The organism is Flavobacterium sp. UBA4854 (genome assembly GCF_002399805.1).
Lineage (GTDB): Bacteria > Bacteroidota > Bacteroidia > Flavobacteriales > Flavobacteriaceae > Flavobacterium > Flavobacterium ginsengisoli.
Map to the genome: position 1 here is coordinate 28,631 of NZ_DHEI01000096.1, position 13,112 is coordinate 41,742.

The window sequence follows — 13,112 nt, forward strand, 5'->3', positions numbered from 1 at the left end:
GTAGTTGCCATAATATCCATATTATTAGGATTATAGCGATTAATATACGAATCGGCAGTATTACTTATTGATTGGCATTGCGTTGGACCAGGAGGATCGCCAATTGTGCAAAGAAAATTCTTAAGATAACTGTTTCCGTTGACCGTTTCATATTGCTCAAAACCTGCATTAGTACACATTTCTACGCCTTGAAGAGTTGCTGCTGTTTTTGAAGTCAAATTTCCGTTGCCTGAATTAAAAATTGCCTTTTGCAAATTCAAGACTTCTGCTTTCATCTTTTCCTCTCTGATTTTCAAAAATTGCTTTTGCTGTTCCAAATTTTGAATTAGATGGCCATCTTTATCTTCTAATAATAAATTACGGGAAGATTTTGGATTAATTTCTTGCGAAAAAACACAAGAATATTTTATAAAAACAATAAATAAGAGTAAAGTTCTAAGCTTCATTTAAGGAAATTTTGTTGGCAAATATAGCCAAAATACAATGCCATAAATATGAAAAGAAAATGTTTTTGTAAGTTTAATATCAATAATAAAAATTTAAAATATTAAGAGATGTTAGCCAAATAATTCGGATTTATTTCTTTTGTCGAATAATTCTAAATATCCCTTATTTTTGCAAAAAAAAACTCTTTTGAAAACGAAACTTTTTGTAATTACGCCGCCTTTTACACAACTGAATACACCGTATCCGGCAACGGCGTATATAAAAGGTTTTTTAAACACTAAAAGTATCGAATCGGTTCAGGCAGATTTGGGTATTGATGTGATTTTGGAATTGTTTTCAAAAAAAGGGCTTATTGATTTGTTTGAAATCTCAAGCTCTAAGTTTCAACTTGGCTCTGAAATCTCAGATAATTCTAAACGTATTTTTGCTCTTCAAGACGAATACATCAAAACGATCGATTCTGTAATTCAGTTTTTGCAAGGAAAAAATCCAACTTTGGCTTTGCAGATTTGTCAGGAAGATTTTTTGCCCGAGGCCTCTCGTTTTGCACAGCTAGAAGAATTGGATTGGGCTTTTGGAACAATGGGAACTCAAGACAAAGCAAAACATTTGGCAACCTTATATCTTGAAGATATTTCAGATTTTATTGTAGAATGCGTCGATGAAAATTTTGGTTTCAGCCGATATGCAGAACGTTTAGGACGAAGTGCCAATTCTTTTGATGAGTTATACGAAGCTTTACAGCAAGAACCAACTTACATCGATTCGATTTTAATTTCGCTTTTAAAATCTAAAATCGAAGCCGTACAGCCAACCTTGTTTTTAATTTCTGTTCCCTTTCCAGGGAATTTATACAGCGCATTTAGATGTGCACAATGGGTAAAAGAAAATCATCCTGAAATAAAAATTTCAATGGGAGGCGGTTTTCCAAATACCGAATTACGTTCGCTTTCTGATAAACGTGTTTTTGAGTTTTTCGATTTCATTACTTTAGATGATGGAGAAGTCCCAATCGAAGAATTAATTTTTCATTTAGAAAATCCAGATTCTGATTCTTTTAAAAGAACTTTTTTATTAGAAAACGGAGAAGTCGTTTACAAAAACAATTCTTTAAAACACGATTACAAACAAGCTTATGTAGGAACACCAGATTATTCAGATCTTCCTTTAGATAAATATATTTCGGTTATCGAAATTGTAAATCCGATGCACAGAATGTGGAGCGATGGAAGATGGAATAAACTCACAATGGCACATGGCTGTTATTGGGGAAAATGTACTTTTTGCGATATTTCTTTAGATTATATAAAAGTTTACGAGCCAGTTGCGGCAAGTTTGCTTTGTGATCGAATGGAGGAATTGATAGAAAAAACCGGTCAAAACGGATTTCATTTTGTTGATGAAGCCGCACCGCCAGCTTTAATGCGTGCTTTAGCCCTTGAAATTCTAAAAAGAAAACTTGCCGTAACATGGTGGACAAATATCAGATTTGAAAAAAGCTTTTCAAAAGATTTATGCTTGTTACTGAAAGCTTCTGGCTGTATTGCTGTTTCAGGTGGTCTAGAAGTTGCTTCAGACCGATTGTTGAAATTAATTGATAAAGGAGTTACAGTAGAACAAGTGGCAAAAGTAACCCGAAACTTTACCGAAGCAGGAATTATGGTTCATGCGTATTTAATGTATGGATATCCAACACAAACGATTCAGGAAACGGTTGATAGTTTAGAAATGGTTCGCCAATTGTTTGAAGCTGGAGTTTTACAATCTGGTTTTTGGCATCAATTTGCTCTTACGGCGCATAGTCCAGTCGGATTATATCCAGAGAAATTTGGTGTGACAAAGAAAACAGAAGTAATAGGAACTTTTGCTAATAATGATATAGAATACATTGATTCTACAGGAATCAATCACGATAAATTCAGTTTCGGATTAAAGAAATCGCTTTTCAATTTTATGCATGGAATTTGTTTTGATTACGAATTGCAAGATTGGTTCGATTTTAAAATTCCGAAAACAAAAATTCATCCCGATTTTATTTTTAATGCCTTAGAAGAACAAAACGATTTCAATACAAAACCAAATGCAAAAGTAGTTTGGTTGGGCGGAAAACCTTCAGTGTCTTTATTTACGAAATCGAAAAAAGGAAGAAGTTGGGAAATGATGTCATTGACTTTTCACGATAAAAAAGAAAGTTTCGATATTCAAACCAGCAAAGAAGAAGGCGAATGGTTAGTTGCAATTTTATCAAAAATAGCTGTTTCGAGTTCTAAAAATTATACTTTTCAAGAAGTCAAAACTGATTTTGAAACCGAATTGGAAGATTTCGAATTGTTCTGGTACTCTAAACCTATAAACACTTTGCGTGAATTTGGATTATTGGTACTTTAATATTCAATACATTCTCCATCATTTGGGATAGAAGTTTTAGTTAAAAGACCATGATCTGAAAGAGCCGTTTTTAATTGAAGTCTTGTGGTCGGACAATGGTTTAAAGCCTCTAAATGATTTGCAAGAACTTTTCCAGGCGCAAGTGTGACAAATTTTAAAATGTCATCCATTCGCATTAATAATGGCTGTCCAATATCTAGTCTTGCGGTTCCGCAGGCTACAATCGAAATATCAGGTTTAAATTGCGTTAAAACCTTTTCTACATGTTCTGTAAAAATAGTATCAGAACTAATATAAATTGATTTTTGATCGGCTAATTCAATAAGAAATCCCATGACATTTCCCATTAATTTGGCGATAAAACCATAACCATGAATAGCTGGAATTCCAGTAATTTTTCCGTCTAAGAACTTTTGTGGTTCCCAATATTCTAGAGTCTGAATTACACTAAGTCCTCTTTGAACAAGCGCTTTTTCGTCTTTAGAACTGCAAATTACAGGAATGCTCTTTCGTCTTAAAAAAACCTCGCCGGCTTTATCAATATGATCTGCATGCAAATGTGTAATCAAACAATGCGTAACTCGACTTAAGATGTCGCGACTGTTTTTTGGCAACGCCACCAACGGATTTCTTTTCGGTTTATATCTGAAAATAGTAAAAGGTGGAATTGTTTTTCTTTTACCTAACATTGGGTCAACTAAAATGACATGCTTCTCTGTTTCAATTACCAAAGTGGCATTTCGCAAATGATGTAATTTCATATCCAAGAAAATTAGATACTAAAAATACAAAGTTTTTCTAAAATTAATTTACAGATTTTTCTTTATTTTTAGTAGTATTGTCATTATTTAAATTTATGCATTTACAAGAAGGTTTTCATACGTATTTCATTTATATTTTGACAAATAAATCGAAATCTGTCTTTTATGTTGGAGTTACTAATAATTTAAAAAAGAGATTAATGAAGCATAAAGAGAATATTTTATTGAACAATAAAACTTTTGCTTCGAAATACAATGTTGAGTTCTTACTTTATTACGAAAAATTTACTTGGATTCAAGAAGCGATTGCGAGGGAGAAAGAAATTAAAGGATGGAGGAGAGAGAAGAAAATTGATTTAATTAAAACTATAAATCCTGAATTGAAATTTTTGGAATATTAATTCGAAGACAAAGTTTTTCAAGTCTAGTTTGTCATTCCGACGGAGGAGGAATCTCCGTAAGTAGCTCGCCAAAGATTGGAATATCTTTGTGGAATATTGTCGTGGAGATTCCTCCTTCGTCGGAATGACAAAACTTTGTGGTTACTTTACTTTAAGAAAAAAAGTTTACCCAATAGAAAATCTAAACCCAATTCCATGAAGGTTTTCAATCGAAATGCCTTGCTCGTTGGCTAAAATTTTACGCAGTCTCGAAATAAAAACATCTAGACTTCTTCCCATAAAATAGTCATCTGTTCCCCATAAAGAGGTTAAGATTTGTTCGCGTTTTAAAACAGAATTTTTATGATCTAGAAAAAGTTTCAATAATTCGGCTTCACGTTGGGTTAATCCAACTTTTTCTTCGTCATTAAAAAGAATGAAATTTTTAGTGTCAAACTGATATTTTCCTACCTCATAAATTGTTTTTGCAGGCGGAATATTTTTCTGAGATCGTTTCAAGAAAATTTCAATTTTCAGAAGTAACTCTTCAATGCTGAAAGGTTTTACCAAATAATCATCTGCCCCAAGACGAAGTCCTTTAATGCGATCTTCTTTTAAAGTTTTAGCCGAAAGGAAAATAATCGGAACATTAACATCAATTTTTCGAACTGCTTCTGCAAGCTCAAAACCATCCATTTTTGGCATCATAATATCAAAAATGCACACATCAAATTCCTCTTCCTCAAAAATTTTAAGTGCCGATTTTCCGTCAGAACAATGAATCACTTCATAATTATTTTGCTCCAAATTATCTTTGGTTAAAAACGCAAGGGTTTCGTCGTCTTCGGCATATAGTATTTTGAAATTTTTCATTTTTTGTAAGGAATTGATAAAGTTAAAGTAACACCTTTTTCTTGATTATTTTCGGCTTTTATTTTCCAGTTTTGCAGACTGCAGATTTCTTTTACATAATATAAACCAAGTCCAAAACCGTTAACTTCGTTACTTTTTTCGTTCTGAACGCGGTAAAACTTATCAAAGATAAAAGATATTTTTTTAGGATTAATGCCAATTCCGTTATCAATAAATTCGAGTTTTAGACAATTATTATCTTCAATGATTCTTATTGTGACTTCTGGTTTTTCATTACAATACTTTATAGCATTATCCAATAAATTATAAACTAAATTGGCAAAATGAAAAGTATCAGTTTCAAGCAAATATTCTTTTGAAACAGTTTCAATTGTAATAGAAGCCTCAGGATATTTTAGTTTAATGTTTTCTATTGTCTCTTCAATAATCGGAACAATTAAAATACTTTCTTTTTTAAGTTCTAACGGAGTATAATCAGATCTTGCAATATCTAGAATCTTTTCGATGTGGCCGTTTAGTTTATTTCCTTGATTGATAATAATATCGGTATAAGTAAAAAGTTTTTTATCTTCTTTAATTGGTTTTTGTTCAATCAAATATTTGGATGCAATAAGAATAGATGCTAAAGGAGTTTTAAATTCGTGCGTCATATTATTGATGAAATCACGCTGCAGTTCTGAATATTTTTTATGCTGTAAAAGTGTAAAAATAGAATACACATAAATCAATAAAATAAGAATCAATGCGGTTGAAAGAATAAACCAAAAACGCATAGAACTGAATAAATAGGTGGTTTCATTTGGAAAACGAACAGCGAAATAATAAACCAGATTTTTATGTTTAGGAAAATAAACAGTCTTTTTGCATTCTGATTTTTTCTTCGAAAGCGAAATATAATCGCCATAAATCATTTCATCACTTTGGCAATTGTACATCGCATATTCAAAGTCGGTCGTGATATTCATTTTTTTGAATTCTGTCTTTAGATAAAATTCTAAAATATCAGGTTCAAATTCATTGTCGACATTTACAATATAATAGTCGTTTGCAATTTTCTGTACAGGATTCTGAACAGGAAGTTCATGATTAGTTCCTTCGTATAATTTTTTAGCCACTTCTAGTAAAGCAATATGTGCTTTTTGGCTAAGTTTTTTTTGTTCGATTGTAAAAGCCTCTTTTGTCCATAACAATTGCGCCACCAAAATACTAATGATGGCTACCAATCCTAAGATAATGATGCTGTTAAGTTTATTAATTTTCAAGAATGCAGAATTTTAAGAGTGTAATATTAATCAATTTTAGCCTGAAAATAAGCGATTAACAAGTCATTAACAAACGTTTGAAAGCGGTTAACAGCGATTTATTTTTGTCTGAATTACCTTTGTAATATCAAAATGAACTACAAACCATTTTAAATATATCAGTTATGAAAATGATCAAAATTTCGATGTTAGCTTTGGCTTTAGGCCTAATGTCTTTTTCGGCAATTGCGCCAGTACAATCTTTAGTTTCAGATAATGAAATTTCAGAAACTGCTGCAGCTTCTACAATTGTTTGGAAAGCAGAAACAATTGATGTAGGACAAATTCCGCAAGGAACTCCAAAAGCAATTGTATACGAATTTAAAAATACAGGAAAAACAGCTGTAGTTATTACAAACGTACAAGGATCTTGCGGATGTACAGCTACAGATTACACAAAAGAACCAATTCAGCCAGGTAAATCTGCAAAAGTTACTGCAACTTACAATGCTGCAAACAAAGGTGCTTTTACAAAAACAGTTACTGTAACAACTAGTGCAGAAACAACACCTAAAGTACTTACTTTAAAAGGTACAGTTATCTAAGATTTTTAATAGGTTGGTTATATGGCGAAAGCTCCAGACATGAAAATTGTTTGGAGCTTTTTATTTTTTATTAAACGCTTAAATTTCAAAAAAATAAGGTTAAGATTTGTTTCAGAATTCTTTGATTTAATAGAAATTTTTCTACTTTTAACTCATTAAATAGAATTTAAAAAATAGACTTTAACACATAGAAACATAGATTTTTAAGTCTAAAAATAGAGATTAAAAAGAAACAAGTTTCGACACATAGATAAACTATGTGCATTTAAATTAGCGAAACGCCTTTTTTTAATTTTTCAAAAAACTATGTTTCTATGTGTTGAAAATAATTAAGCTCAACAGATTTACTTTTAATAAAAAAATCTACTTATGAAAATTTGGTATACGCCTTTAATTGCAGTTGTTTTTTTCGTTGTTTTTTCGTGTAATTCGAAAGCCGATAAGAAGGAAGAAAAATCGATAAAAAAAGTTGAAAAAATTCCAGAATTAAAACTTACAATTGACACCGCACGCATTGCGAAGTTTTATGAAAATTATCCCAAACTGGATAAATTTAAAAATGATGTAACCGCTTTGTATCAAAAAAACAAATCGACTCAATTATGGCAGGATAATAAAGGAGTAGTTGAGTTTGGAAGTACATTATTCAATCAATACAAAAATTTAGATCAAGAAGGATTAAAAGCCAATTATCCTTATAAAGAAGAACTAAATTCGGTTTTCGAAAATAATCCAACCAAAAAATTATCCAAAGAAGATACCGATTTACTACTGTCAAATTTGTATTACTATTATGCCGAAAAAGTATATGCAGGTTTTGATGAAAAAACAAGTATTTCGTTAGAATGGCTTTTGCCAAGAAAAAAATTCAACTATCAAGTACTTTCAGATTCTATTTTTAAGAAATCAACCATTTTGGATGATAAGAAGAAAAAGATGTTCAGCCAGTATTACAAGCTTCGTGATGCTTTAAAAGAATATAGAGAAATTGAGAAAAACGGCGGTTGGAAAACTATCGAAACTGGTGAAGATTACAAAGCGTTAAAAGTTGGAGATTCATCAGATATTGTTGCTCAAATTAGAGAAAGGCTTTTTATAACAAAAGATATTAAGGAAGATAATAAAAGTGCCGTTTGCGATACCATTTTAATGAAAGCCATGAAGTACTATGAAGCACGTCACGGTTATACTCCAAAAAACACTATTTTATTAGAGCATATAAATGATTTAAATATTCCAGTTTCAGAACGTATCAAAACAATTATCGTGAATATGGAACGTTGCCGCTGGATTGATCCTGAATTAGAAAAAGGGCAAAAGTATATCGAAGTTAATATTCCTGAATTTAAACTGTATATAATTGAAGACGGAAAAATTGCTTTTATCTCTCCAGTTGTGGTTGGAAGAGCAATGACCAAAACCGTTATTTTTAGCGGAATGATGAGTAATATTGTTTTTAGTCCGTATTGGAATGTACCAACGAGCATTATTAATTCGGAGATTAAACCCGGAATGGCAAAGGATAAAAATTATCTGCAAAAGAAAAATCTGGAGTGGAATAATGGCGCGGTTCGTCAGCTTCCAGGAAAAAATAATTCTTTAGGTTTAGTGAAGTTTTTATTTCCAAATTCAAGCAATATTTATTTGCATGATACACCTTCAAAAAGTTTGTTCGAAAGAGAAAGCCGAGCATTTAGTCATGGTTGTGTACGTGTAGCAAAACCACGTGAATTGGCAATTGAATTATTAAAAGTAGATCCGCAATGGAATCCTGCAAGAATTGATAAAGCCATGCATGCAGGAAAAGAAAGCTGGTATACGCTTAAGAAAAAAATTCCGGTATACATCGGATATTTTACCGCTTGGGTTGACCGTGAAGGAAATCTAAACTTTTACAAAGATATTTATGGAAGAGATGAAAGTCTAATTAAACTCTTAACCGAAGAATAAAAGTCTAAGGTTGCGACGAATTGCACGAATTTACACGAATTAAATTATAGTATTGCAAATAAAAAAATTAGTAAAAATTAGTGCAATTCGTGGCAAAAAATAAAAGCCACAGATTAAAGGATTAAAAGGATTAAAAAAATCTGTGCAAATCTTTTTATCCCGATAGCTATCGGGAGTGGCAAAAAATAAATTAGTGCCTAAAAAAACTATTTCTCCAAGACATCAACACATTTATAAAAGCGTTTGGTATAATGTTCTGTATCAAGCGCTGTTATAGTTACTTGCTGTGCTTTTCCTGATGAAGCATGAATAAATTTTGAATGCATTCCATTGGCTTCACAAATAATTCCAACGTGACCTACAATATTTCTGTTTTTATATCCGTAAAAAACTAAAATATCACCAACTTTAAAATCTTCTGGTTTTACAATTTTACCAATATTTTTATAACCGCTAGAACTTCGCGGAAGCGTCATTCCAAAATTTTTAAATACATAACCCACAAAACCCGAGCAATCAAAACCTTTTTGCGGATTACTGCTGGCGTACCTGTAAGGAATTCCTAAATGTTTTTTTGCAAAAACAACAATAGAATCACGATTGATTTCGGTTTGAATGTTAGAATTTTGAACTAGAATTTGTTCATTATTCTTTTTTAAAGTAAAAGAAGAAAATAATATAAAGGCAGATAGAAAGGTAAAAAGACGTAATTTCATTTGGACTGTAAAAACTATTGAATTGATAAATAAAAACGGCAAATTAAGCATTTCAAAGCAATACTATTTGTTGCACTTGTAAGAATTAACGTTATGAAAGCCAAAAGTGATGTGTTTGTGTGGTGTTTTTTTATTACTTTTTGACATTTTAGTATCTTTTTCGATATTCTCTTTCCAATATATTTGTGAATCGTATTTAGATTTTAACAAATAAATTATGTTTCCCAAAAAAATAGCCCTTTTAATTTTGTTTTTGCTGATTTCAGTTATTTCGACTTCGCAAACACTAAATTCAAATAAAACTTACTTATATCAGGGCAGAATAGAAAAACTGCAAAATGATAATGTCATTTTAATCGGAACAGCTTCATCTGTTTCTTTCAATTTTATAGGAAAAGAGTGTTCAATTTCACTTCAAAGCGTAGACGCTTATGAACATCATAATTATGTTCAATTGGTTTTGGATGGTAAATATATTGGGAAGATCAGAATTGAAAAAGGAGCTGTGCAGGTATTTCCAATAAAAGTAACTTCAAGTAAAAAAGAACATCGACTAGAAATTTATAAAAATACTGAAGCCCAAAGCGGCAATATTTTGTTTGCTGGAACAACTTCGAAATTAATTCCGATTTCGTTTAAAAAGAAAAAGAAAATAGAATTTATTGGCGATTCTATTACTTGTGGTGCCGCTAGCGATCCGTCTGATGTTCCTTGTGATAAAGGAGAATACATGGATCATCATAACGGTTATTATGCTTATGGACCAACACTTTCACGAGAAATCGATGCCGATTACTTAATGAGCTGCGTTTCTGGAATCGGAATGTATAGAAACTGGAATGATGAGAATAAAGACGAAGCTATAATGCCAGATGCTTATCCAAATTTATATCTAACGAAAGATGCATCAAAACCTAAATATGATTTTGCTTTTCAACCTGATATTATCAGTATTGCTTTAGGAACAAATGATTTTTCTGGCGGAGATGGTAAAAAAGAACGTTTGCCTTTTAATCCAGAAAAATACATTTCGAATTACATCAATTTTATAAAAATGTTGTACGAACATAATCCGAAAGTGCAGATTGTAATTACAAATAGTCCAATGGTTGGAGGAGAAAGAGGAGTTGTTTTTGAAGATTGTCTGAATAAAGTTAAAAACGCTTTCGCGAATGATAAAGCACATAAACCAATTCAGATTTTCAAATTTAAACCAATGACTCCAAGCGGATGTTCAGGACATCCAGATCTTGCAGAACATAAGGTTTTGGCAAACGAATATGCTCCATTTTTAAAGAAGTTGCTAAATGAAAAATAATATCTATAAGTTTGTTTTCTTTTTATTGATTTCCAATACTATGATGGCAAACATTTCGCTTCCGAATATTTTTAGTGATAATATGGTTTTACAACGCAACTCTCAAGTGAAAATTTGGGGTTGGGCAAATCCGAAAGAAGAAATTAAACTAGTTTCGAGTTGGAACAATCAGGAATATAAAACAGTTGCCAACAACCAAGCAAAATGGGAAATTACCATTAAAACTCCAGAAGCGGGCGGACCTTTTACTATTTCTATAAAGGGCTACAATGAAGTGGTTTTAAAAAACATTCTAATTGGAGAAGTTTGGCTTTGTTCTGGACAATCAAATATGGAAATGTCTGTGAGTTGGGGAATTGATGATGGAGAAGAAGAAATGAAAAATGCAACGAATCCAAACATTCGTTTTTTTACCGTTCCAAAATTAACGGCGGAAAGTCCGCAGAATAATTTGCTGGGAAATTGGACAGAATCGACTCCAGAAACCATGAAATATTTTAGTGCGATTGGCTACTTTTTTGCTAAACGCCTTCGCGAAGATTTAAAAAATATTCCAATCGGATTAATTTCTTCGAATTGGGGCGGAACTCCGGCTGAAATCTGGATGCCAGAAGATGTGGTAAATAATGATCCGCTTTTATTAGAAAATGCAAAAAAGCTTAACGAACAAGAATATGGACCAAGACAACCTGGACGTGCTTATAATGCGATGATTTATCCAATTGTCGGATTTAAAATCGCAGGAACGCTTTGGTATCAAGGAGAATCTAATGTTGGTTCGTTAGTTTATGATAAAACTTTAGGAGCCTTAATTACTTCTTGGAGAAAAGAATGGAATGATAATTTCCCATTTTATTACGTTCAGATTGCGCCATTTAAAAATGGTTCAAATAATTTCTCAAACGTAACGGTTAGAGATTCTCAGAGAAAATTATTGAAAGAAGTTTCAAAAACAGGAATGGTTGTAATTAGCGATATTTCGGATACGATTGATATTCATCCCAAAAATAAAAAATCGGTTGGAATTCGTTTAGCGAATTTGGCTTTAGCAGAAACTTACAAAACCAATTCTAACTTGGTTAATGGACCGCTTTTTAAAGGAATTAAAGTGGATAAAAATACAGTAATCGTTTCTTTTGACTACGGAGACGGATTATACTTTAAAGACAAAAAATCGAATCAATTTGAGGTTGCGGGAATAGATGGAGTTTTCTATCCAGCCGAAGCTTCGATTAAAAATAACGAAGTGATTGTGACAAGTAAAAAAGTAACTTCTCCAGCAAAAGTGAGATTTGCATGGGGAAATACAATTCAGTCAGATTTGTTTAATAAAGCGAATTTGCCTGCTTCTTGTTTTATTTCTGAGTTATAGAAAGAAGGGGAAAGAAGCAAGATTTTAGATTATTGATATGCTTTGCCAAGCTTAGTGAAGTCGAAGCTAAAAAATGTATAGTTCGAATCTCGCAAAGACGCTAATTCGCAAAGTTTTGAAAAACTTAATATCTCAGAAACTTAGAATCTTAGTCCCTAAAAAAGAACTAACTAAACCATCATGAAAAATAAAAAAATAATTATTATCGGGGTTTTATCCCTGTTTACTGTTGGAAATATGAATGCACAAAAGAAGCCGTATCTGGATAAAAATAAAACTGTTGAGCAGCGCATAGACCTGCTTCTGCCATTAATGACGCTGGAGGAAAAAGTTGGGCAGATGAACCAATACAATGGCTTTTGGGATGTTACGGGACCGGCGCCAAAAGGCGGAACAGCCGAACTGAAATACGAGCATTTAAGAAAAGGCCTTGTGGGATCGATGCTGACAGTTCGCGGCGTGAAAGAAGTTCGCGCAGTGCAGAAAATTGCAGTCGAAGAAACCCGCTTGGGAATTCCATTAATTATCGGTTTTGACGTGATACATGGCTATAAGACGTTAAGCCCGATTCCGCTGGCAGAAGCGGCGAGCTGGGATCTGGAAGCCATTAAAAAATCGGCGGCGATTGCGGCAGACGAGGCTTCGGCATCCGGAATTAATTGGACATTCGGGCCAAATGTTGACGTTGCGAACGACGCGCGTTGGGGACGCGTGATGGAAGGCGCGGGAGAAGATCCGTATTTGGGAAGCAAAATTGGCTATGCAAGAGTAAAAGGCTTTCAGGGCGAAACCATTGCAGATTTGGCTAAAGTAAATACGATTGCGGCCTGTGCAAAACATTTTGCGGCTTACGGTTATGTTGAAGCGGGATTGGAATATAATATTGTGGATATCAGCAATTCTAAATTGTACAATTCTGTGCTGCCTCCTTTTGAAGCTGCGGTTGAAGCGGGAGTCCGCACGTTTATGAATTCGTTTAATACTTTGAATGGCGTTCCTGCAACTGGAAGCGCTTTTCTGCAGAGAGATATTTTAAAGGGAAAATGGAAATTTGACGGATT

12 protein-coding genes are annotated in these 13,112 nt (G+C 32.8%); 7 read left to right on the plus strand and 5 right to left on the minus strand.

The genetic code is table 11. The features are described from left to right. Positions 1–446, minus strand: a 446-nt coding sequence (locus B3J44_RS14305; RefSeq protein WP_286969144.1) for a hypothetical protein, incomplete at its 3' end; no start/stop codon positions are given. A 187-nt stretch (positions 447–633) separates the two neighbouring features. On the opposite strand from B3J44_RS14305, the gene B3J44_RS14310 reads away from it, so the two are divergent. Further along, positions 634–2,835, plus strand: coding sequence for a B12-binding domain-containing radical SAM protein (locus tag B3J44_RS14310; protein WP_286969146.1), 2,202 nt, complete (start codon positions 634–636; stop codon positions 2,833–2,835). Here B3J44_RS14310 and B3J44_RS14315 read toward each other — a convergent pair. Then, positions 2,832–3,596 (minus strand): MBL fold metallo-hydrolase, encoded by a 765-nt coding sequence (locus B3J44_RS14315; protein ID WP_286969152.1) that lies wholly within the window; start codon positions 3,594–3,596, stop codon positions 2,832–2,834. The genes B3J44_RS14310 and B3J44_RS14315 overlap by 4 nt on opposite strands. Before the next feature lie 95 nt (positions 3,597–3,691). Between B3J44_RS14315 and B3J44_RS14320 the strand changes: the two genes are divergently transcribed. Next, entirely contained in the window at positions 3,692–3,997 is a 306-nt protein-coding gene (locus B3J44_RS14320) for a GIY-YIG nuclease family protein (RefSeq protein WP_286969153.1), read from the plus strand. A 165-nt stretch (positions 3,998–4,162) separates the two neighbouring features. On the opposite strand, the gene B3J44_RS14325 is transcribed toward B3J44_RS14320, so the two are convergent. Continuing rightward, positions 4,163–4,849, minus strand: a complete 687-nt coding sequence (locus tag B3J44_RS14325; protein WP_198858356.1) for a response regulator transcription factor — start codon at positions 4,847–4,849, stop codon at positions 4,163–4,165. Next, positions 4,846–6,111 (minus strand): sensor histidine kinase, encoded by a 1,266-nt coding sequence (locus B3J44_RS14330; protein ID WP_286969157.1) that lies wholly within the window; start codon positions 6,109–6,111, stop codon positions 4,846–4,848. The genes B3J44_RS14325 and B3J44_RS14330 overlap by 4 nt, the downstream gene beginning before the upstream one ends. Before the next feature lie 164 nt (positions 6,112–6,275). On the opposite strand from B3J44_RS14330, the gene B3J44_RS14335 reads away from it, so the two are divergent. Further along, positions 6,276–6,695, plus strand: coding sequence for a DUF1573 domain-containing protein (locus tag B3J44_RS14335; RefSeq protein ID WP_198858358.1), 420 nt, complete (start codon positions 6,276–6,278; stop codon positions 6,693–6,695). Between the two features lie 369 nt (positions 6,696–7,064). Continuing rightward, positions 7,065–8,645: a L,D-transpeptidase family protein gene (locus B3J44_RS14340; protein ID WP_286969161.1), complete on the plus strand. Its 1,581-nt coding sequence runs from the start codon at positions 7,065–7,067 to the stop codon at positions 8,643–8,645. 206 nt (positions 8,646–8,851) lie between these two features. On the opposite strand, the gene B3J44_RS14345 is transcribed toward B3J44_RS14340, so the two are convergent. Beyond that, a complete protein-coding gene (locus tag B3J44_RS14345) occupies positions 8,852–9,361 on the minus strand; it encodes a C40 family peptidase (protein WP_286969162.1) in 510 nt (169 codons plus the stop codon). A gap of 217 nt (positions 9,362–9,578) precedes the next feature. Between B3J44_RS14345 and B3J44_RS14350 the strand changes: the two genes are divergently transcribed. The 3 genes from B3J44_RS14350 to B3J44_RS14360 form a co-directional block, all read left to right on the plus strand. Beyond that, positions 9,579–10,679 (plus strand): SGNH/GDSL hydrolase family protein, encoded by a 1,101-nt coding sequence (locus B3J44_RS14350; protein WP_286969163.1) that lies wholly within the window; start codon positions 9,579–9,581, stop codon positions 10,677–10,679. Further along, on the plus strand, positions 10,669–12,051 hold the full coding sequence (locus B3J44_RS14355) for a sialate O-acetylesterase (protein WP_286969164.1): 1,383 nt from the start codon (positions 10,669–10,671) through the stop codon (positions 12,049–12,051). Before B3J44_RS14350 ends, B3J44_RS14355 begins: the two co-directional genes overlap by 11 nt. Positions 12,052–12,231: 180 nt before the next feature. After that, positions 12,232–13,112: glycoside hydrolase family 3 protein (locus B3J44_RS14360; RefSeq protein WP_286969166.1), on the plus strand; the 881-nt coding region annotated here is incomplete at its 3' end.

Excerpts from the sequence above, each read along its gene's own strand:
- B3J44_RS14335 (WP_198858358.1), top strand. The coding sequence starts at position 6,276 with ATGAAAATGATCAAAATTTCGATGTTAGCTTTGGCTTTAGGCCTAATG.
- B3J44_RS14315 (WP_286969152.1), bottom strand. The coding sequence starts at position 3,596 with ATGAAATTACATCATTTGCGAAATGCCACTTTGGTAATTGAAACAGAG.
- B3J44_RS14345 (WP_286969162.1), bottom strand. The coding sequence starts at position 9,361 with ATGAAATTACGTCTTTTTACCTTTCTATCTGCCTTTATATTATTTTCT.
- B3J44_RS14340 (WP_286969161.1), top strand. The coding sequence starts at position 7,065 with ATGAAAATTTGGTATACGCCTTTAATTGCAGTTGTTTTTTTCGTTGTT.
- B3J44_RS14355 (WP_286969164.1), top strand. The coding sequence starts at position 10,669 with ATGAAAAATAATATCTATAAGTTTGTTTTCTTTTTATTGATTTCCAAT.
- B3J44_RS14325 (WP_198858356.1), bottom strand. The coding sequence starts at position 4,849 with ATGAAAAATTTCAAAATACTATATGCCGAAGACGACGAAACCCTTGCG.
- B3J44_RS14350 (WP_286969163.1), top strand. The coding sequence starts at position 9,579 with ATGTTTCCCAAAAAAATAGCCCTTTTAATTTTGTTTTTGCTGATTTCA.
- B3J44_RS14320 (WP_286969153.1), top strand. The coding sequence starts at position 3,692 with ATGCATTTACAAGAAGGTTTTCATACGTATTTCATTTATATTTTGACA.